Annotated in this window: 24 protein-coding genes and 1 pseudogene; 24 read left to right on the top strand and 1 reads right to left on the bottom strand. The window is 41.3% G+C overall.

Going from position 1 to position 20,998, the window contains the following annotated elements:
• Positions 1 to 33: 33 nt before the first annotated feature.
• The 9 genes from flgM to AMD01_RS22140 all read left to right on the top strand — a co-directional run bounded on the left by flgM (position 34) and on the right by AMD01_RS22140 (position 6,253).
• Positions 34 to 294: a flagellar biosynthesis anti-sigma factor FlgM gene (gene flgM / locus AMD01_RS22185; RefSeq protein WP_053403633.1), complete on the top strand. Its 261-nt coding sequence runs from the start codon at positions 34 to 36 to the stop codon at positions 292 to 294.
• 17 nt (positions 295 to 311) lie between these two features.
• Entirely contained in the window at positions 312 to 794 is a 483-nt protein-coding gene (locus AMD01_RS22180; protein WP_053403632.1) for a flagellar protein FlgN, read from the top strand.
• A 20-nt stretch (positions 795 to 814) separates the two neighbouring features.
• Positions 815 to 2,458: a flagellar hook-associated protein FlgK gene (gene flgK / locus AMD01_RS22175; protein WP_053403631.1), complete on the top strand. Its 1,644-nt coding sequence runs from the start codon at positions 815 to 817 to the stop codon at positions 2,456 to 2,458.
• Between the two features lie 9 nt (positions 2,459 to 2,467).
• On the top strand, positions 2,468 to 3,367 hold the full coding sequence (gene flgL / locus AMD01_RS22170; RefSeq protein ID WP_053403630.1) for a flagellar hook-associated protein FlgL: 900 nt from the start codon (positions 2,468 to 2,470) through the stop codon (positions 3,365 to 3,367).
• A 249-nt stretch (positions 3,368 to 3,616) separates the two neighbouring features.
• Positions 3,617 to 4,207, top strand: coding sequence for a DUF6470 family protein (locus tag AMD01_RS22165; RefSeq protein WP_053403629.1), 591 nt, complete (start codon positions 3,617 to 3,619; stop codon positions 4,205 to 4,207).
• A gap of 12 nt (positions 4,208 to 4,219) precedes the next feature.
• On the top strand, positions 4,220 to 4,654 hold the full coding sequence (gene fliW / locus AMD01_RS22160) for a flagellar assembly protein FliW (protein WP_053403628.1): 435 nt from the start codon (positions 4,220 to 4,222) through the stop codon (positions 4,652 to 4,654).
• Positions 4,655 to 4,668: 14 nt separating this feature from the next.
• Complete coding sequence (gene csrA / locus AMD01_RS22155; RefSeq protein WP_053403627.1) at positions 4,669 to 4,884, top strand: carbon storage regulator CsrA; 216 nt, start codon at positions 4,669 to 4,671, stop codon at positions 4,882 to 4,884.
• 147 nt (positions 4,885 to 5,031) lie between these two features.
• Positions 5,032 to 5,793 carry a flagellin N-terminal helical domain-containing protein gene (locus tag AMD01_RS22150; RefSeq protein WP_053403626.1) on the top strand — a complete coding sequence of 254 codons (762 nt, stop codon included), beginning with the start codon at positions 5,032 to 5,034 and terminating at the stop codon, positions 5,791 to 5,793.
• Positions 5,794 to 6,118: 325 nt separating this feature from the next.
• Positions 6,119 to 6,253 carry a flagellin gene (locus AMD01_RS22140; protein ID WP_053403624.1) on the top strand — a complete coding sequence of 45 codons (135 nt, stop codon included), beginning with the start codon at positions 6,119 to 6,121 and terminating at the stop codon, positions 6,251 to 6,253.
• Between the two features lie 398 nt (positions 6,254 to 6,651).
• Here the strand turns inward: AMD01_RS22140 and AMD01_RS22135 are convergent, their stop codons facing one another.
• Positions 6,652 to 7,509 carry a DNA endonuclease gene (locus AMD01_RS22135; protein ID WP_053403623.1) on the bottom strand — a complete coding sequence of 286 codons (858 nt, stop codon included), beginning with the start codon at positions 7,507 to 7,509 and terminating at the stop codon, positions 6,652 to 6,654.
• 112 nt (positions 7,510 to 7,621) lie between these two features.
• On the opposite strand from AMD01_RS22135, the gene AMD01_RS22130 reads away from it, so the two are divergent.
• The 15 genes and pseudogenes from AMD01_RS22130 to secA all read left to right on the top strand — a co-directional run bounded on the left by AMD01_RS22130 (position 7,622) and on the right by secA (position 20,989).
• Positions 7,622 to 8,092: a DUF6155 family protein gene (locus AMD01_RS22130; protein WP_053403622.1), complete on the top strand. Its 471-nt coding sequence runs from the start codon at positions 7,622 to 7,624 to the stop codon at positions 8,090 to 8,092.
• Between the two features lie 376 nt (positions 8,093 to 8,468).
• Positions 8,469 to 9,248, top strand: a complete 780-nt coding sequence (locus AMD01_RS22125) for a hypothetical protein (protein ID WP_053403621.1) — start codon at positions 8,469 to 8,471, stop codon at positions 9,246 to 9,248.
• 15 nt (positions 9,249 to 9,263) lie between these two features.
• Positions 9,264 to 9,977 (top strand): pentapeptide repeat-containing protein, encoded by a 714-nt coding sequence (locus AMD01_RS22120; protein WP_053403620.1) that lies wholly within the window; start codon positions 9,264 to 9,266, stop codon positions 9,975 to 9,977.
• Between the two features lie 54 nt (positions 9,978 to 10,031).
• On the top strand, positions 10,032 to 10,601 hold the full coding sequence (locus AMD01_RS22115) for an SUKH-4 family immunity protein (RefSeq protein ID WP_053403619.1): 570 nt from the start codon (positions 10,032 to 10,034) through the stop codon (positions 10,599 to 10,601).
• Between the two features lie 39 nt (positions 10,602 to 10,640).
• Positions 10,641 to 10,940: a contact-dependent growth inhibition system immunity protein gene (locus AMD01_RS22110; protein WP_053403618.1), complete on the top strand. Its 300-nt coding sequence runs from the start codon at positions 10,641 to 10,643 to the stop codon at positions 10,938 to 10,940.
• A 132-nt stretch (positions 10,941 to 11,072) separates the two neighbouring features.
• Positions 11,073 to 11,279, top strand: coding sequence for a carbon storage regulator (locus AMD01_RS22105; protein WP_245638999.1), 207 nt, complete (start codon positions 11,073 to 11,075; stop codon positions 11,277 to 11,279).
• Between the two features lie 161 nt (positions 11,280 to 11,440).
• Positions 11,441 to 13,021: a flagellin N-terminal helical domain-containing protein gene (locus AMD01_RS25000; protein ID WP_053403617.1), complete on the top strand. Its 1,581-nt coding sequence runs from the start codon at positions 11,441 to 11,443 to the stop codon at positions 13,019 to 13,021.
• A gap of 327 nt (positions 13,022 to 13,348) precedes the next feature.
• Positions 13,349 to 13,462, top strand: a pseudogene (locus tag AMD01_RS22095) (flagellin); the annotation flags it as partial.
• A 653-nt stretch (positions 13,463 to 14,115) separates the two neighbouring features.
• On the top strand, positions 14,116 to 14,460 hold the full coding sequence (gene flaG / locus AMD01_RS22090; RefSeq protein WP_053403615.1) for a flagellar protein FlaG: 345 nt from the start codon (positions 14,116 to 14,118) through the stop codon (positions 14,458 to 14,460).
• 14 nt (positions 14,461 to 14,474) lie between these two features.
• Positions 14,475 to 16,076 carry a flagellar hook-associated protein 2 gene (locus tag AMD01_RS22085; RefSeq protein WP_053403614.1) on the top strand — a complete coding sequence of 534 codons (1,602 nt, stop codon included), beginning with the start codon at positions 14,475 to 14,477 and terminating at the stop codon, positions 16,074 to 16,076.
• Between the two features lie 20 nt (positions 16,077 to 16,096).
• Positions 16,097 to 16,498 (top strand): flagellar export chaperone FliS, encoded by a 402-nt coding sequence (gene fliS, locus AMD01_RS22080; protein ID WP_053403613.1) that lies wholly within the window; start codon positions 16,097 to 16,099, stop codon positions 16,496 to 16,498.
• A gap of 26 nt (positions 16,499 to 16,524) precedes the next feature.
• Positions 16,525 to 16,938, top strand: coding sequence for a flagellar protein FliT (gene fliT / locus AMD01_RS22075; RefSeq protein WP_053403612.1), 414 nt, complete (start codon positions 16,525 to 16,527; stop codon positions 16,936 to 16,938).
• A gap of 9 nt (positions 16,939 to 16,947) precedes the next feature.
• Positions 16,948 to 17,331 (top strand): DUF8042 domain-containing protein, encoded by a 384-nt coding sequence (locus AMD01_RS22070; RefSeq protein ID WP_053403611.1) that lies wholly within the window; start codon positions 16,948 to 16,950, stop codon positions 17,329 to 17,331.
• Positions 17,332 to 17,499: 168 nt separating this feature from the next.
• On the top strand, positions 17,500 to 18,054 hold the full coding sequence (gene hpf / locus AMD01_RS22065) for a ribosome hibernation-promoting factor, HPF/YfiA family (RefSeq protein WP_053403610.1): 555 nt from the start codon (positions 17,500 to 17,502) through the stop codon (positions 18,052 to 18,054).
• 415 nt (positions 18,055 to 18,469) lie between these two features.
• Entirely contained in the window at positions 18,470 to 20,989 is a 2,520-nt protein-coding gene (gene secA, locus AMD01_RS22060; protein WP_053403609.1) for a preprotein translocase subunit SecA, read from the top strand.
• Positions 20,990 to 20,998: the final 9 nt, after the last annotated feature.

Raw genomic sequence — 20,998 nt, 5'->3', positions numbered from 1 at the left:
AGTAAATCGAAACGGAAAAACGAGGTGAAAGGAATGAAGATTAATCCATTAGGAACATCAGGTATTAATCCATATAAAAAGCAAATTGACAAGTTAGCACAAATTGAGAAAGCAGCAGGCAAACGAGATGAAGTACAAATTTCAACTCAGGCAAAAGAGCTGCAGCAAACAAATCAAGTCGTTACGGAGCGCCAGAAAAAAATTGATGAGCTGAAGCAACAGATCCAAAACGGCACGTATCAAATTGATGCGAAGGAAATCGCAAAAGGATTAGTTGATTTTTATAAAAAGTAAAAGTGAGCTGACAACGTATGGTTCAAATGCTAAGCACCATTTTAGAAAAAGAGCTTCTCTGTCATAAAAGCCTTTTGTCGCTTGCAGAACGGAAAACAGAGATCATTAAAAAGAATGATATTCAGTCGTTAAACGATATTATGACACAGGAACAGGCACATATTGCTGCAATTAATCAGTTAGAGCAAACGAGACAGCAGATGGTACGACAAGCTCTGGCAAACAGCAGTAACGATGCGCCTGTTTTGTCTGATGTGATCAATCGTGCAGATGAGCCTGAAAAAAGCAAGCTGCAATCTCTGCAAACGCAGCTTTTAACGGTCATGACGGATTTGAAGCACCGAAATCATCTCAATCAGCATATGGTTTATCAATCGCTGCAATTTATTAACGTTTCACTGGATCTTGTGCAGCCGCAGCAACCGAGCATGAACTACAGCAAGAAAAGTGTGTTGCAAAATGCGACGTACAATCGATCCATGTTTAATTCAAAAGCCTAACGAGAAATGGAGGAATCACCATGACTTCAACCTTTCATGGTCTGGAAGTAGCGAAGCGGGGCATGAGCACACAGCAAGCCGCTCTTTACACAACAGGACAAAACATCGCCAATGCAAACACCCCAGGATATAGCCGCCAGCGCGTCAACTTCGAACAAACAGAACCATACCCAGCCCCATCCATGAACCGCCCCGAAATTCCAGGCCAGATGGGTACCGGCGTAAAAGCAGGCAGCATTCAGCGCGTCCGCGAAAATTTCTTAGACCTTCAGTATCGTGATGAACAGAATAAGGTGGGGTATTGGACGGCAAGAGCCGATGCTGTCACGAAGATGGAAGACATTTTAAATGAGCCATCTGATAGTGGACTCGCAAATACAATGGATAAGTTTTGGAAAAGCCTGCAGGTTCTCAGCACAAGTCCTGAAAACTCAGGTGCAAGGTCTGTTGTCTTATCGAACGGGAAAGCTGTCGCAGAGACGTTTCAATATTTAAGCAATTCGTTAAGCGCGATTCAAAAAGATTTATCCAGCCAAGCGAGCGTGACGGTAAAAGAGATCAATTCCATTGCAAAGCAACTTGGTGATATTAATAAACAAATTAAAGAAATTGAGCCTCACGGTTATCTTCCAAATGATCTTTATGATGAGCGAGATCGCTTAATTGACCAATTAACAGGGCTTGTTGACGTGAAGGTTGAAATGAAGCCAAGCACTCAGCCAGGCGTACCAAGCAACGCATCTAAAATGGCTGAAGGAATTGCTAATATTATTCTCGTTGACGGTGCAGGTGTGGAGCATTATTTAGTGGAAGGGACAAAAGGAAATGCGCTTTCCTTTCCAACTGTCCCACCTAACAGTGGATTAGTAGATGTTCCCCCTGAAACAGGTGTCACAAAGATGGCTATTGTGAATCAGGATGGGACTGCACTTACAAATGAGGACGGCACGGCAGCTTCTACAGCTACATTGGATTTTAATGATAAATTCCCATCAGGAAAGCTTCGTGGAATTATTGAGAGCTTTGGTTATTCAGACGGAACAACGTCAAAGGGATTGTATCCAGAAGCACTAGATAAGCTTGACCAAATGGCTTATTCGTTTGGACAGCTTTTTAACGCCGTTCATCAAACGGGCTATGAGTTAAATGGTACAGATCCATCAGGTAAGGACTTCTTTTCAGGTGTTGGGGCGCAAAAGGATGCCGCGAAAAACATCGGTGTGAACTTGAGTCAAGGTTCCGAAATTGCCGTTTCAACTGAACCAGGAACGGCTGGGAACGGTAGCAATGCTATTAACTTAAGTAACGTAAAGAGCTATCAGCTTAATCAGTCCACGATTACTCTCGTCGGGACGACTACTACAATTGATCTGACAGCGATGAATTTGCCTATTAAGAATGGTACGATTCAATCCTTTTATGAAGCGATCATTGGACAAGTAGGTGTAGACGGTCAGCAGGCAAATCGTATGCTTGATAATTCAGATAAGCTCCGTCAATCGGTTGACGAGCGTCGTCAATCAGTGAGTGCGGTGTCACTTGATGAAGAAATGACAAACATGATTCAGTTTCAGCATGCATACAACGCGGCGGCAAGAAACATTACCGTCGTAGATGAAATGCTTGATAAAATTATTAACGGTATGGGACTCGTTGGAAGGTAGGTATAGATAATGCGCGTAACACAAGGAATGCTTTCGACAAACATGCTTCGTAACCTGAGCTCGAGCTATCAGCGTATGGATAAATACCAAGATCAGCTTTCAACTGGTAAGAAAATTAATCGCCCATCTGATGATCCAGTTATCGCGATGAAGGGAATTACGTATCGTACATCACTCGCTGAAACGGAGCAATATAAAGCGAACTTTTCAGAAGCGTACAACTGGATTGAAAACTCGGATGCAGCGTTAGATAAAGCAACACAAGCGATGCAGCGTATTCGTGAGCTTGTCGTACAGGCAAGTAATGATACGTACGATAGCTCACAGCGTGGAAATATTGCCGCTGAGATTGATCAGCTTAAAGGTCATCTTGTAACAATTGCAAATACGCAGGTTGGCGATAAATATATTTTTAATGGCACAAAAACACTTGAAGCTCCTATTAAAGAAGACGGTACGCGAAATGGCCTAGGCGGAAATGAAGTGAAAATCGAGCTGTCAAAAGGGATCTATATGCCGGTAAGTATAGATACGAATGCGGTTTTTACACATGATACAGCTAATCCTGAAAACGGGCTTTTTAGTATGCTAGATAAGCTTAGTGCAGATTTGAAGGATGGAACGAAGACGAATACGGATATTAATAAATTTCTGACTTCTCTTGATACACATATTGATAAAACGCTTAACACACGTGCCGAGCTCGGCGCACGTCAAAACCGGCTTGAGATGATGGAGGATCGTGTGGATGAGCAGGAAGTGATTGCTCAGCGCATCGTGTCTGATAATGAGGATGCAGATATTGAGCGCGTGATTACAGATTTGAAGACGCAAGAGAGCGTGCACCGTGCTGCGTTAGGGGTAGGGTCACGAATCATCCAACCAAGCCTAATGGATTTCCTCCGGTGATGTATATTGATGCTAGAAGACACCCCCTCACTATAGTGCAGTGAGGGGGTGTCTTCTAGACCTAAGCGTAAGTGGTCCCCCTTTCGGGGTTGACCACTTACGCTTAGGTAAACCTTTTTCTTTGGGTGAGTTCAGGGAGTCTGGTGTTGCGGTGGTGGTGAGCATACCTCTTTACGAATTTTATAGCTTGTGTGGAGAGCTTTTTTAATGTACACGTAAAAAATTATTATATAGAGGGGAGTGGTAGTGATGATTTTTCCTCAGATTCGGTTGGAGTCGACTCGGGGGCAGATTGGGTTGCAGATTAATCAGCCGGTGCAGGAGATCCAGCAGCCACAGGCTGATCTTTCGATTGAGCAGCCTGCCGCTGAGATGACGATTGATCGTCGGCCTTCAAAGCTTACAATTGATCAGACGAGAGCGCGTGAGGATGTTGATTTAAAAAGTATTAGCAGGCGCATTGAAGAGGCTGCGGATCGTGGTAAGCAGGATTTGCTTGATGGAATTGCGCGCGTATCAAGTCAGGGAGATCAGTTGATGCATATAGAGGACGGAGGAAACGCGATTCCTGATATTGCAGAAGCAAACGGACTGCCGCCTTTTTATGAGTTTAATATTGGCTTTATTCCGTCTGCTGGAAGTGTAGAGATTGGGTATGATCCTGGTGACGTAAATATTCAGTGGCAAACACATAAACCAAACATTCAGGTGAATATAAATAAACCGATTCATCATTACACTCCTGGTACAACAGCCGTTAGTATGAAGCAGTATCCAAATGTGAAAGTAGACTTTGAAAATTTATATTATAAAGGCATTAACTACGAACAAAAAATATAAGGTTGTGACAGAATGACAATAGAAACAAGGTATCATGGAAAAATAGACGTGGATCAACATCAAATTATTACATTCTCACAGGGCATTCCAGGATTTGAAGAGGAAAAATCATTTGTGCTCCTTTCATTAAATGAAGACGAGATATTTTATGCCCTGCAGTCAACGGAAAGCGCAGGACTTGCGTTTATTGTGGTGAATCCGTTCCATTTTATAAAAGACTATGACTTTACGCTTGATGAAAGCTATTTAACACAGCTGGATATTAAAGAGGAAAAAGAAGTCGAGGTGTACGCCATTTTAACAGTAAAAGAAAACTTTGAGGACACGACCGCAAATCTTCAAGCGCCTATTATTTTGAATACAAGAAACAAGCAGGGAAAACAAATTATCTTAACGAATACCAACTATCAAACAAGACATCCGCTGTTCAAAACAAATGCGAAATAAAGGAGGAGAGGGTGATGCTCGTACTCACAAGAAAGCTCAACGAATCAATTAAAATCGGCGATGATATTGAAATTACCGTTCTTGCGGTTGGTGATCAAGTGAAGATCGGAATCAATGCGCCAAAGCACATTGAAATCCACCGAAAAGAAATTTTTGACCTCATTCAGCAAGAAAACAAGCAGGCAGCAGAAGGAACAATTGATTTTTTGAAAAATTTTAAAAAAGAATAGCTCCTCCTATTAAAGGTTTGTAGAACGGGTCGATATTAATAATGTCAACCAGCTTATCCCAAAGGCGGCCGACTTTTGAACAAGCTGGTTCCCAATTTAAAATCCACAAGGACGTGGATCACAAACCTTTCAAGGAGGATTTTTATAATGAGAATCAATCACAATATCGCGGCTCTTAACACTTATCGCCAATTAAACAGTGCTACTAGTGCACAATCAAGTTCAATGGAGAAATTATCTTCAGGTCTTCGTATTAACCGTGCTGGTGACGATGCTGCAGGTCTTTCTATTTCGGAAAAAATGCGAGGTCAAATCCGTGGATTGGATCAAGCCTCTCGTAATGCGCAAGATGGTATTTCTTTAATTCAAACTGCAGAAGGTGCATTGAATGAAACACATTCTATGCTTCAGCGTATGCGCGAATTAGCTGTACAAGCTTCTAATGATACAAATACTACTGAAGATAGAACAGCAATCCAAAAAGAGGCAAATCAATTGGCAAAAGATATCAATCGTATTGCTAAGGATACTCAATTCAATGGTCAAGATTTACTTACTGGAGCAGGTGGACCTAATACAGATGGAACATTTGCATTTCAAGTGGGAGCTAATAAGGACCAACAAATTACATTAACAGTAGGTGACATGACTGGTGGTACTGGCTTAAAGATTGCTAAAGGAGACACTGAGACAGATGATGCGATTGATATTAGTTCAACAGCGGCAGTTGCAACAGCAGCAATTTCTACTATTAACGATGCTATTAAAACTGTTTCTGCAGAGAGATCTAATTTAGGTTCTTATCAAAATCGCCTAGATTACGCAATCAACAATCTTAACACTTCTTCTGAGAATTTAACAGCTGCAGAATCACGTGTTCGTGACGTAGATTATGCTTTAGCTGCGTAAGCAGTAACAAGCACAGTCGTCCTAGCTGGTAACGGCTAGAGATCATAATTGGGTGAATTGCTGGAAACCCCTTAGAGCTTTCTTCCCCACAGCGGAGTTGGAAACGACAGACGCGATGGGTTTAAGAAGAAGAGAGATTGGGCAATCAGCAGCCGAGCTCCTGTTCCGAAAGGATGGAGAAGGTTCAACGACTAGGATAGACCATCTAAAAGCTAAAGCTCAAGATGATGAAATCCATAGGTGAAGCAGTAGATCATCACTACTGTGAATCCGAAGTGCCCAACCCCTACCGAATACGGAGGGTGAAGATATAGTCTAGTCATTTATGAAAGTAAATGTTCGCACGATGGCGAAAGAAATGATGAACCAAACAAAGAACTCGATTCTTTCTCAAGCAGCACAAGCAATGTTGGCTCAATCAAATCAACTTCCACAAGGAGTTTTACAACTTCTTCGATAAGTTCCATTTGAAGGGCGTCTAGTTTGGTAACGAGCTAGAGAATGACTGGGTGAATTGCTGGGACTTCCTAAAGCTTTATCCACCACAGCGTAATGAGAAATCGTAAGCGCGATGGTTTGAAAAGGGTAAGGATATGACAATGGATAATCAGCAGCCAAGCTCCTGTGAGGAAACTCAGGAGAAGGTTCAACGACTAGAGAAGACGGTCTAAGGCAAAAAGCTATGGCTATGAATCTCGTAGGGCAGCAAAAGCTGTTCGAAGTGCCCAGCCCCTGTGACAAGCAGGGTGAAGATATAGTCTATTCTATGATCGAAAGACATAGTCGCAAAGCAAGCGAACCAACAACCACAAGGTGTACTTCAATTACTACGTTAATCACGTACAAAGAGGATCGACTTCAAAGTCGACCCTCTTTTTTTAATTCGCTAGTTTTATACACAATTGACCAGTACGAGCGATTTAGATGTTTCCCTATTTTTTCTATTGTATATCCTGCTACTTTTAAGGAAATAAGTGCTTGTATTTCTTGTTCCGTATAGTTTGCATGACGGTTTGATTGTGAAGAAAGAACGGTATAGTTCGGATAGATCGTAGTAAGTTTTTCTGTCTCCATCTTTAGGCGCCAATTCCAATTTGTTTTGTAGTACATAGTTGGACAAGGACTAGCTATTTTTTCAGTTATCTTCAGAAGTTTATAGTTATCATCGCATTTTGTTAAATAAAGAATGTGACCGTATCCATCAGGACGTCGCTTAATGGTGAAATTAAGATTAAAAGCTGAATTTAAATGCTGTTTTAATAGTTGTAATTGGGATAGGGTGTAACATTGAAGGTAAAGAGAAATAGTAGGCGTTAAATAAATGCATTTTTTTCTATGGTTAATACTCTTTGTAATGGAGAGAGTACCATCATCCATGTACAAAAAAGTTAGAAACTCAGGCTCAGTACATAGATAAAGCAGCTCGAGAGGAATGTTCTTTTCTCCGTTTTCGTTATAAAAATAAGGATAGAGGTTGGTAAACAGCTCCATAGAAGGCGACCTTAATGTCTGGCTTTTTGGCGTGAGATAAAAAATATTTGGAAGAAAAGTTGCCTTCCATTGTCGGTATGCTTCTTGCTGTTGTCCGTAATGTTCTCTGTAGCTATTATTTTTTCTGCGACTATGGGGATAGATTTTTGTAATTTCCCCGTCTCCAATAATGCTTGCGATTAACATGTTTTGCTGAATAGGTGTGAGAGATAATAATTCTTTCATAGATACCTCTTGAAAATAGATCATACGTTCTTATTTTTATATTCCCCAAAAACTTGTTTAAACCTCCCCAAAATACCCCTATACTAAATTAAAAAGCAAAAGGAGAAACGGGATGAACTTAACGACTCTCAAAAAATCATTGAAAGAATTAGATCAAAAAGAGCTTATTGGATTGGTCGCTGATTTGTACAAGTTGAATCCAGAGGTTAAAGGCTATCTTTCTAGCAGATTTGCTGGAGATGATGAGGTTGCCCTTTTGTATGAGAAGGCTAAAAAGGTTGTTCAGAATGAGTTTCTTCCGGACCGAGGGCTTGGGAAGCTGCGCTTAAGTAAAGCAAAGGAAGCGATCACTAGCTTTTCGAAGATGACGGGTGATGAGTTTAGAACGCTTGATTTAATGTTGTTTTATGTGGAAATGGGGACAGAGTTTACTAGTTTGTACGGTGACATTCAAGAGAGCTTTTACAACAACATGAATGGAATGTTTGATCGGGTGGCAGGGCAGTGCAATGAAAATGAGGAGTGGTACGATCATCTTAAAGATCGTTTGGAGAATGTTCTCGATAATGCATCTTATGTTTAATGGGGATATTTGGATGAATTTTGTGATAGTCATGTCTCCGTTCAATGGGCGTGGGACGAAGAATAATGGAAGAGCTACATCTCATTTCTGTTAAGGCATGCACCTCTTAAACAAACGTTTGTTTAAATTTTACATGCTGTATTCAGAGATACAGTCAGGAACATTTAAATTTAGAACAGAAAAGACAAATCCCTTCAACGGTTTGTCTTTTTTAAATGCATCTCTAATAAGAGCTGCTAAACACAAGTAAAGTACCTCTATTGTCCTATTTCTCTCTTCTTGAAACAATCTTATACTTAGAAAAGTATTCTTTTCCTTATTTTAGGAGTAAGTAATTGGCGTTAGCGGGTAACTTATAACGAAGAAGGTGATTGAAATGAAACCTAAATTCTTTTTAATTGAGATGTATCCAACCGTATCATTTAAAGAAGAGGAAGCGCTCCGTCGTTTATTAGATGTACTCGAGTCTCACGAATCCTTCAAACCTACTCATTGGGGAAATAGTGAAACAATAAAGGTCGAATATAACCGTGAAGAACTAATACAAAAGGTGATTGAGGAAGGTAACGTATCTGAGATCTATCTACATCGTAATAAATCGGTGAGTTATACGTTTAACGTTAAGGTTAACAGTAGTCCACGTTCTTTTTTAGACATGGATTTTTCAAAATCAATTCCCGAAAAATTGTGGGCTAATTTCTTTACGTTATCCGATCAATTGGCAGAGATTGCGAAGCCCCGCTTTGGTTTGGCGCATCCATTTTGGCCTGCCGCACATCCTTGTAACACAGAACGTGAGCGCGTACATAAATGGATGAACATATGTGCTCAGCCTGTTCCGGTTCGTTTTCTATCAAACGGCCCATTGGGATTAGGGATGAGAACGTACATTGGCAGTGAGATTTTAGATTTAGTTGATGCTAAGTCAATGCAGGAAATTCCTGCCTTTCTTTCTACGTTAGAGTGGGGAGGAGTAAAAATAGATCTAGTGGAAGACCCGTTAGATGTTAATTTGGATATGTTGTTGGATCGTTGGCTTGCGGCGATGGACCATCTGAAGAAAGCTAATTTCATCGCTACTCCTAACTTCGAGGAAAATCGAAGAAGAATTTCTTTCTCACCAAGCCCAGGCTGGAAAAGGTATTTGACTAAATAAGGAGTGGTAAATGATATGAGTGAAAAAGAGAATCGACGTGCAGTCGTGATGAGAAAACTAAACGAAGCCCAATTAAATCAAGAAGTCGTTGCTAAGCTCGATATGAGCGAACTCGATCTGACGTTTTCAGATTTTTCGGAGGTGATGGCAGAGCGTGTGATTGGGGATCTTGTCAAGATGAGAGCTTCTTCCCTTATTAGCGCCTCTTTTTTTGATAGTGAATTTGCGAAGGCCGATTTTAGAAGCTGTAATTTGGAACATATTCATATGGTTGATTGCCGGATGTATGAGGCGAACTTTACACAAGCCATTCTGAACGGTGCAACGATTACGATCAGTATTTGCTTTGACGCTTGCTTTGATGACACGGAATTTTCGAATGGTGAAGTGGTTGGCAGTTCATTTAACGACGGGACGTTTCGCCGTGCGATCTTCAAGCATACCGATGCCGAGCAAGCCGATTTTAGCGGAGTCGATTTTAGTGACGCTCATTTAAGTGAAAGTAAGTTTGAAAAATCTCGCTTTTGTCATGCCAACCTGTCGAACGTTCATGCAGAAGGAGCAAATTTTACACAAGCCGATTTTACAGGGGCGAATCTATCAGGCGGTATTTTTAGTGGGGCGGATTTTACAGGCGCAAACCTTGAAAATACCGTTTGGACAGGCGCTAGGATTGATGGTGCGATTTTTGATGTGGGAGTGAAGGAGAAGATCCAGCTTCTTCTTTGATTTCAAATGTCGGATCTTTTCAGTAGTACGTAAAACATTTCAGAAGGTGAAACGATGATCGTACCAGAGGAGTTTAATGAGAAATGGGATGTTAGTAAGGATGGTCCACTGATTAAATGTAATGCCGACGATTTAATGAGCACAAATTTTTCGGATAATGTGAAGACGTTTTTGACTGTAGGAGGGTTACCAGAATCTCCACCACCATACCTAGAGTTCACTTCTTTAAAATCTTGTATAAGACCGATCACAAGCGTATTTAATCTATCAGAAGCGTTTCGAAAATATTGGCTTTTGGGATCAACTAGTGCCGGAGATACGATATGTATCGTTGAGAAGCAAGAACATATCGTGGTTCTTTATCATAGTGATCGTGATCAAGAGGTATTTATTAATTCTTCGATTAACCAATTTGCAGAGTGTTTATTAGCATATGTAAAAATGATAGACAAAGCAATAGAATTAAACGGTGAGGATGCTTTTATTGATCATGATATACCAGAATCTGTGATTAGTTGGTTAAAAGAGACGTTAAGAAGCATTGACGCTACGTGTATAGAAGAGGAAGGTTTTTGGCTTACTGAGATTGAGAACTTGTGTGAATCAAGAGGGCATTTTATTTAAAATAAGTTATTGAGCTACATAAAGAAACGAGGAGTATTGATGAGGAATAGATATCATCATTTAGAGGAGTTAGAAGATTTTTTAGCTGGAACATTTCATCAAGATATCAGTTCATCTCAACAGGCTTTGGATGAGTTTATAAGTGAAGTTACAAAAGAGTGTCTGTTATCTACCATAAAGGACTGTGAGGAGCTTTTGAATAGTGATGTGACAAATCAAGAGAAAGAGGACTTTATTCAACAACATGCAGAAGTTTATTTTCCGGAGATTGAATTAACTCCTCTACAGTGGCTATATAAAATTACAGAGCAAATGCAAGAAGCAGTCAGAACGAAATGAAAATATGTTGTAAGAGAATAATCTAGTAACCAATCAATTCTTTACTATTTTTCCGCAAAACTACTAATCGCAAAATTAACTCCTCTGCATACTATAAACTACAAGTAATAAGTACTATTTAGTCCTCATATATTGTTCTTTGTAGCTGAGTTAAAAGGAGGAGTTCCTCTGTTAGTAGTGGGTCGTAAGCCAGGAGAGTATGTGGTCATTGATGACTGCATCATTGTAAAAGTGGTCAAGAGTGATAGCGGACAGCTCAGATTAGCCATTGAAGCGCCAAAGGATATTTCCATTGTGCGCGGAGAAATCTACGAAAAACGCGATTCCTCCTCTTCATAAGACACTCATGGACGAGTGAATGACTGTACCTAAAATGGTTTTTAGGTACACCATTCAGTCGTCTTTTTTATTTGTGTAATCCTTGCCAGTAAAGAAGAGGCGCCACTTTACATTAGGTGAAAACGGAAGTTCACCTTATATTCCAGGGAGGAAAAGACACCATGAGAATTAACCACAATATTGCGGCGTTAAATACGTACCGCCAATTATCAACGGCTGCAGGTGCACAGTCCAAATCAATGGAGAAATTGGCATCTGGCCTTCGTATTAACCGTGCTGGAGACGATGCAGCCGGTCTAGCGATTTCTGAAAAAATGCGTGCTCAAGTACGTGGATTAGACCAAGCTTCTCGTAACGCACAGGACGGTATTTCCATGATTCAAACAGCTGAAGGCGGTTTAAACGAAGTACACTCCATCCTACAGCGTATGCGTGAGCTATCTGACCAATCCGCTAACGGAACGAATACAACGGAAGACCGCAAAGCGCTTCAAGATGAAATCAAACAATTAAAAGAAGAAATCGATCGTATTGGAAACACAACTGAATTCAATACGCAGAAATTATTAGACGGTACTCAAAAGAGCGCAGGATCTGTTGTCGGATCTAACTCTACCATCAGCTCTGTTGTTGGAAAACTAGCCGCTGGTAAAATGACAGCTGCGCAAAACCTAGCTGCTGATAACTCCACGTTAACATTTGGAAAAGATACCCTTGAAATCGACGGTCATCATATTGATGTTGACTGGGGTACGCTGTTAACTCAAGCTCAAAAAGACAGCTTAAAGCGTGATATGAGCAGTGACTCTACGGCTACACAAGAAGCAACTGCTGACCTTTTAACAAATACGTTAAACACAGCTATTGATAACTACAATGCAACAAACGCTGCTGGTGCAACGGTTCAACACGTGAACGGCTACCTTTCTTCAGGTGAAATTGTGTTAGAAAGCGGAAGCAAAGGAACAAGCTCTGGCGTATCTCTATTCACAAGCAGCGCAGCAACTGGCGTTGGCGCACTTGTTCTTTCTAATACCGCTGGAGATATTTCTGGAGGAGCTGGTACGTACGCAGCGAACTTAGGAACGAGTACGTACAACGGTTCAACTGTTGCAAACGCCACAAAATTTGACTTCACGATTAACGGCATTAACATTCAAACAGCCGCTACTGGTGCAGCGATCACTAACGGCACGACTTCTATGAGCGCTGCTGCTTCTACACTACAAACAGCGATTAATGCTGGTATCACTTCATACAACACAACTCAAGGTAAAACAGCTGGCCAAGAAGGGTTCTTACAAGCTGTTGCGGTTACTGTAACAGAAGATGGCCGCTTCAAAATTTCAAGCGAGAGCGGAACGGTTTCCTTCTGGGATCGTGACGGTCAAACAACAGTGAAAGATCTTGGGCTAGATCAAGCTTCTACTTCTGCGAGCGGAAATGGCGGCTTAACGTTCCAAATCGGTTCGAACCGTGGTCAAACCATCAACTTTGGTATTAACGATATGCGTACAGCTGCATTAGGCTTATCAGGACTTGATATTTCCACATCTGCTGGTGCTTCTGCTGGTTTAACGTCTTTAGATACAGCGATCAAAAACGTATCTTCTGAGCGTGCAAAACTAGGAGCTGTTCAAAACCGTTTAGAGCATACCATCAACAACTTGAACACATCCTCTGAAAACTTAACGGCTGCGGAATCTCGTATCCGTGACGTGGATTATGCTTTGGCCGCCTAGGCAAAAGCACAGTCGTCCTGACTGGTAACGGTCAGCGATTATAACCGGGTGAATTGCTGGAAACCCCTTAGAGCGTTTTTCCCCACAGCGAAGTTGGAAACGACAGGTGCGACGGGTAAAAAGAAGAGCGATTGGGCAATCAGCAGCCAAGCTCCTGTTCCGAAAGGATGGAGAAGGTTCAACGACTAGGATAGACCATCTAAAAGCAAAGCTTATGATGATGAAATCCTTAGGTGCGGCGCCTGCCAATCCGAAGTGCCCGGCCCCTATCTTTTAAAGAAGGGTGAAGAGATAGTCTAGTCATTTATGAAAGTAAATGTTCGCACGATGGCGAAAGAAATGATGGAACAAACGAAAAATGGTATTTTGTCTCAAGCAGCACAAGCAATGCTAGCTCAATCTAATCAGCTGCCGCAAGGAGTACTTCAACTCCTCAGGTAGTAATGACAAGGGCGTCTGGTTTGGTAACGAGCCAGATCATCACTGGGTGAATTGCTGGGAGTTCCTAAAGCTTTATCTACCACAACGTGACGGGAAACGGTGAGCGTGAAGGTGTAAAAAAGATGAAGATGACACAATGGATGATCAGCAGCCAAGCTCCTGTGAGGAAACTCAGGAGAAGGTTCAACGACTAGAGTATACGGTCTAAGGCAATATGCTATGACTATGAATCTCGTAGGACCGAAATATGTGTCCGAAGCGCCCAGCCCCTATGATTTAGGGTGAAGAGATAGTCTATTTCGTACTCGAAAGATGCGATCGCAAAGCAAGCGAACCAACAGCCACAAGGCGTTTTACAATTACTACGTTAATTTAAAGAAAGTATTGAAGGAGGGGGAAGCGGTTTTTAGCTTCTTCCTTTTTTTATCACTGCTTGAAAAAGGAGAAAACAGTTCTCTTACTCTAAATTTCTAACAAAACTAGGAAGATACTAGAGTCAAACATGGTTCATTGGTCATATTTTAGTGCATGAATATTTCTTTTTGAAAGAAATATTTGGAATTATATTACTTTTAACGGCGAGTTCCTACTAAAATTCTTTTTTAGTCGACCGATATATATGATAAATAAGTTGTTTGGTGGAGGAATATAACGTGATTGAAAAAGCGACTTCATCGGCATCTAAGTATCTCAACCAAGACGTGAAAAATTTTGTAGATAAAGAAATGATAAAAGATAAGGTTCAACCGAAGGAAACAGAGGAAAAGCAACCATCAAAAGAGCGGGTAACAGAGGTAGTTGAGGCAATGAATAATTTCGTTCAGCCTACGCACACGTCTCTAAAATTTGAGTTGCATGAAGAATCCAAAGAGTATTACGTAAAAGTAATTGATGACAAAACACAAGAAACCGTACGCGAAATTCCGTCGAAGCGCATTCTCGATATGCATGCGGAAATGACGAAATTTTTAGGTGTGTTATTCGATAAGAAAATTTAAAGGCGGTGGAGCAAATGGTCACCCGTATTAGCGGTTTGGCAAGTGGAATGGACATTGACCAGATGGTTAGTGACATGATGAAAGCACAGAAGATTCCACTCGATAAAATGAAGCAGCAAAAGCAGTGGACAGAATGGCAGCGAGATTCCTATCGTGATGTCAACACAAAGCTAAATGAACTGTTAACAATGGCAAAAGACATGAACTACCAAAAAACGTATGTTTCCAAGAAGACGACAAGCTCAAATGAAGGGGCAGTTTCTGCGACGGCGTCTCCTAGTTCTTCTATGGGAACGTATTCAATTAAGGTAAATCAAATTGCGACTGCGGCGATTAATACGAGTCAGAAAGCATTATCTTCTCCAGATTCGACAAAGAAAATTGATCCTAACAAAACGTTTGCTGAGCAGCAGGATGTTTCTGGCGGCACAAGCTCATTTAACGCAGTTGTTAAGGATGGATCTTTTAAGCTAACGACGTACGGAGAAGGTGGAGTAGCGAAAGACGTTACAATACCTGTCTTAACGACTGATACCCTAAACGGCATACTAAAAAAGATCAATGACTCCGGTGCGGGCATCCGAGCATTTTATGATTCTGCTTCTGATAAGGTCGTGATGGAGCGAACTGAAACAGGTAATTTCAACAAGGTTACCACTGAACCACCTGTTGTTGACAATTTTTTTGGAGCGGAGATTGGTTTTGATCAGTCCAACGATTTTCTGAAAAATGTATTGCAAATGAAATTAACAACTGATCCAGCTGGGACGACCTTGACTGAAAAAGGCGGTACCAACGCAGAGTTTATCTATAACAACGCATTAAAAGTCGAAAGCACATCCAACCAATACACAATCAACGGCATTCAGCTGAACTTAAAGAACGTGACGGCAGGGAATGAAACCATCAGCGTCCAAACTGATACCGACGCCACGTTTGACAGCATCGTCAAATTCGTAAACAAGTACAACGAAATCATTGAGTCAGTTAATAAAAAGCTTGATGAGAAGCGCTATCGTGATTACGCGCCGCTGTCTGATGATCAGAAAAAGGACATGAAGGACAAGGATATTGAGCTTTGGGAAGAAAAATCAAAGAGCGGGCTGCTGCGCGGTGATAGTTCTCTAAGCTCTGGTTTGAATACGATGCGGACAGATTTTTATGCGCCGCTTGCAGGAGCGCTTCAAGGGTTCGCTCAGCTTAGTGATTTAGGGATTACGACGTCCTCTAACTACCTTGATAAAGGAAAACTTATCATTAACGATGAATCAAAGCTTCGTAGCAAGATTGCGGAAAATCCGGATGCCATTTATAAGCTCTTCGCAGAAAATGGGGACGGCAAAACGAAAAGTACGATGGGAATTGCGGATCGTCTTGTTCAAACGATTACAAGTACCATTGGCAAAGTAGAAGAAAAAGCAGGGAAAACATCATGGACGAACCAAAAGTTCTCCCTCGGTCGAACGCTCGATACGATGAACAAGCAAATCGACAGCTTCCAGGATCGCCTTACGCAAATGGAAAACCGATACTACAGTCAGTTTACGGCAATGGAAAAAGCAATTCAGCGAGCGAATCAGCAAAGCGCTTATATTACGCAGCAATTTAGCGGTTAAAAAACGGAGGTATACTCAAAATGGCAGTGAATAATCCTTATCAGGCATATCAGCAAAACAGTGTGAATACAGCCTCACCGGGAGAGTTAACGCTTATGCTTTATAACGGCTGCTTGAAATTTATTAAATTAGGCAAGCAGGCGATTGAGCAAAAGGATATTGAAGCAAAAAATACGAATTTATTGAAGGCGCAGAAAATTATCCAGGAGTTTATGGTGACGCTGAACACTGATGTCACAATTAGTGGAGATATGATGGTGATGTATGATTATATGAATCGCCGCCTGATGGAAGCCAACATGAAAAACGATGTGGCAATTTTAGATGAAGTAGAGGGCTACGTAACCGAGTTTCGTGATACGTGGAAGCAGGTTATTCAGCTTAATCGCCAGCAAACCCATAGACAGGGTGGCCAGGCATAATGGAAAATGAATAGGACTTGACCCAGATGTGGTCAAGTCCTATTCGCTTTTATAAAACAACGACAGAAAGAGTAGTGGTGGAAATGAGTTCTTCACTTGATAATTTGTATGACCTGACGAAATCGTTATACGATCACCTTCAGACGCCTGTTATGGAATCAGAGCGAGAAGGGTATATTGAAAAGATTGATGGGTTGCTTGAGCAACGAGAAGAGATTCTATCAGCCCTTCAACCTCCGAATACAGCAGAAGAAAAAGAACGTGCGCTACGCATTATCCAGATGAATGAAGTAATAGACGAAAAGCTTAAAGAGATAAAGCATGCTATAATGGGAGATATTCGGGGGCTTCGCATGAAAAAGAAGCAGGCGAATCACTATGCCAACCCATATGCCAATTTGTCCTCAATGGACGGAACGTTTTATGATAAAAAGAAATGAGGAACACAGATGAAATTAGCAGATAGCCAAGTACGTGCGGTGAAAGAATATTTAGCTCTTCTTGAAACGGTTGAAGAAGGCTTAGATTATGTAGAAGAAAGTTTTACGGACTATGAAAAAACGGAAGGCGATGTCGTGTTAAGCGACATCATCACGGCCTTTATGGAGCTTGAAGAGACACACGTTCGTTTCCGCGATCTTTTTGCGAAAGATCCAGTTCTAGTCGAGAGCTTTAATGAATTTAAAGACGTGCTGATCGAGTGCCTAAAGCTTGAAGATAAGATGGAAGATCAAAATGCCAAACAGCAGATCGTGAAAGAATCACTCTCACCTGTTTATCGTGCTTGGATGAAAGGTGTCTATGAGCCGCTCTCACAGCACCTCGTTCACTAAGATTTTCGTGCCTTTTCCCTTACGGAGAAGGCATTTTTTATGTTTTTATTCATACACTTTGATTAAGTTAACGAAATATTCAATAAATTTTGTGGTTTAAGGAGGGAATATGTCGGGTAATGTAGAAATGTAACAGTATACCTTGGATGATAAAGGAGGAGTCCATTTATGTTATACAACATTCGTGGCGAAAATATTGAAGTAACTCCAGCAATTAAGGACTATGTAGAGAAAAAGATTAGCAAACTCGAACGATACTTTAACGACACTCCAAAATCTGAAGTATATGTCAATTTGAAAGTCTATAACAACGACCAAAAAATTGAAGTAACAATTCCAATGAGTGATTTAGTGTTACGTGCCGAAGAAACAAACACCGATTTATATGCAGCCATCGATTTGGTCGTAGATAAATTAGAGAGACAAATTCGTAAGCATAAAACAAAACTAAATCGCCGCGTTCGCGAAAAAGGCGGCGCTAAGCACGTATTTGCAAACTTAGAAGGCGAAGCGACAGCAGTAGCAGTCCAAGAGGACGAGGACGATCTTGAATTAGTTCGTAACAAGCGATTCGACCTAAAGCCCATGGACAATGAAGAAGCTATTTTACAAATGAATATGCTTGGTCATAGCTTCTTTGTATTTACGAATGCAGAGACAAACTCAACGAACGTCGTGTACCGTCGTAAAGATGGTCGCTACGGTTTAATTGAACCTAACTAACTGAATATAAAAATGCAAGGTAGGAAGCGTAGCCAATCTGGCTACGCTTTTTGCCTTTTCAGATAAATAAAATGGGGGAAAATTGTATAAAGTGCTGAGTTGTTATAATATAGAAGGTATGAATATCATGTTATTCTAGTTCAAAATGTATTACAATAATATGTATCGAGCTAGAAGAAAAATAAGTGCAGGAAATGTGCCTCTAGTCCTAAGGAAATGATCGGTGGTTAAGATAGGTTCGTTCATAAAAAATGATCCAACTAGCTTTCCTATACGTTGAGACAAAAGAGAGGATGATCATCGTAAAAACAGACGATGAAGACAGACGAATCCACTTATAGTATTACCCAAACTTTGAAACCATTAACTATAGTCTTATAAATAAATTCTTTGAATTAAAGAGGAGCGTTTTAAGATGCTTGGAATTTTTAAGAAAGTTATCGATGGCAACCAGCGCCATGTTAATCGTTTAGCGAAAAGAGCGGAGCAAATCGAAGCGTTAAGTTCACAGATTGGTGCGCTTAGTGATGATCAAATTCGTGAAAAAACAGCTGACTTTCAGCAACGTTATCAAAACGGTGAATCGCTCGACTCGATGCTTGTTGAGGCATTTGCGGTTGTTCGTGAAGCAGCCAAGCGTGTATTAGGGCTTTTCCCATACAAGGTTCAGCTTATGGGGGGGATTTCTCTACACGAAGGAAATATCTCTGAAATGAAAACCGGTGAAGGTAAAACGTTAACGGCAACGATGCCTGTTTACTTAAATGCGATCACAGGAAAAGGCGTTCACGTTGTAACGGTCAATGAATACCTTGCAAGTCGTGATGCTGGCGAGATGGGACGTTTATATGAATTTTTAGGCTTAACGGTAGGCTTGAACTTAAACAGCCTGTCTCGTGAAGAAAAGCAAGAAGCGTATTATGCAGATATTACGTACAGCACAAACAATGAGCTTGGGTTTGATTACCTTCGCGACAACATGGTGCTGTACAAAGAGCAAATGGTACAGCGTCCACTTCACTTTGCTGTAATTGATGAAGTTGACTCCATTTTAATTGATGAGGCGCGTACACCACTTATCATTTCGGGTTCTGCGCAAAAGTCAGCGGCGCTTTATATTCAAGCGAATGCGTTTGTTCGTACGTTAAAACAAGAGGAAGACTACACGTTTGATGTGAAAACGAAGAGCGTTCAGTTAACAGAAGACGGAATGTCAAAAGCAGAACGTGCTTTTGGAATCGAAAACTTATTTGATATCGCACATGTTGGGTTAAACCATCATATTAACCAAGCCTTAAAAGCGCATGTGACGATGCATAATGATATTGATTACGTAGTCGATGATGGGAAAGTTGTCATCGTTGACCAATTTACAGGTCGTCTAATGAAAGGTCGTCGCTTTAGTGACGGGTTGCATCAAGCGATTGAAGCAAAAGAAGGCGTGGAAATCGAAAACGAAAGCATGACGCTTGCGACGATTACGTTCCAGAACTACTTCCGTATGTATGAAAAGCTTTCTGGTATGACAGGGACAGCGAAAACAGAGGAAGAAGAGTTCCGTAATATTTACAACATGCACGTTATCGTGATCCCAACGAACCGTGATATCGCCCGTGATGATCGCGCTGACTTGATTTACAAGTCGATGGAAGGGAAATTCCTTGCGGTAGCTGAAGACATCGCAGAGCGCTATGCAAAAGGACAGCCTGTTCTTGTTGGTACGGTTGCGATTGAAACATCTGAGCTATTATCGAATATTCTAAAACGCAAGCGTATTCCACATCACGTGTTAAATGCGAAGCAGCATGAGCGTGAGGCGGAAATCATTGAAAATGCTGGTCAAATTGGGGCGGTTACGATCGCAACAAACATGGCCGGTCGTGGTACAGATATCAAGCTTGGTGAAGGCGTAAAAGAATTAGGCGGTCTTGCGGTAATCGGTACAGAACGTCATGAGAGTCGTCGTATTGATAACCAGCTTCGTGGTCGTTCAGGACGTCAAGGGGACCCAGGGGTATCACAATTCTATCTTTCAATGGAAGATGAATTAATGCGCCGCTTCGGTTCCGATAACATGCGTGCCATGATGGAGCGTCTTGGCATGGATGATACACAGCCAATTCAAAGTAAAATCGTGACACGTGCGGTTGAATCTGCGCAAAAACGCGTTGAGGGGAATAACTTTGATGCACGTAAACAGCTTCTTCAATATGACGATGTTCTTCGTCAGCAACGTGAGGTTATTTACAAACAGCGCTTTGATGTATTAGACTCAGATAATCTGCGTGAAATCGTCGAGCAAATGATTCTTGCAACGATTCGTCGTGTGGTCGAAGTGAACACGCCGCGTGAAGAGCTTGATGAAGACTGGAACTTAAAAGCCGTAATTGATTATCTACATGGTAATCTGTTAGAAGAAGGCGACGTAACGGAAGAACAGCTTCGTGGTCAAGATCCACAGGAGATGATCGAGCTCATCTTTGCGAAAGTGAAAGAACGCTACGACGAAAAGGAAGCGCTTCTTCCTGATGAAGAAATGCGTGAATTTGAAAAAGTTGTGGTGCTTCGTTCTGTCGATTCAAAATGGATGGATCACATCGATGCGATGGATCAGCTTCGTCAAGGTATCCACCTTCGCGCTTACGGCCAAACAGATCCACTTCGTGAATACCAATTTGAAGGATTTGCGATGTTTGAGAACATGGTCGCAGCCATTGAAGAAGAGGTATCCAAATACATTATGAAGGCTGAAATTCGTCAAAACCTTGAGCGCCAAGAGGTAGCAAAAGGTCAGGCGGCTGTTCACAATTCAGATGACAGTGCTCCTGCGAAGAAAAAGCCAAAAGTAAAGCATTTAGACGTAGGTCGTAACGATCCGTGTATTTGTGGAAGCGGCAAGAAATACAAAAACTGCTGTGGAAAAGAGCAGGCATAAGTTCAATTA

This window comes from Priestia koreensis (assembly GCF_001274935.1).
GTDB lineage: Bacteria > Bacillota > Bacilli > Bacillales > Bacillaceae_H > Bacillus_AG > Bacillus_AG koreensis.
Note: the sequence above shows the minus strand (reverse complement) of the source record. Positions and strands in the feature narration are given on the sequence as shown.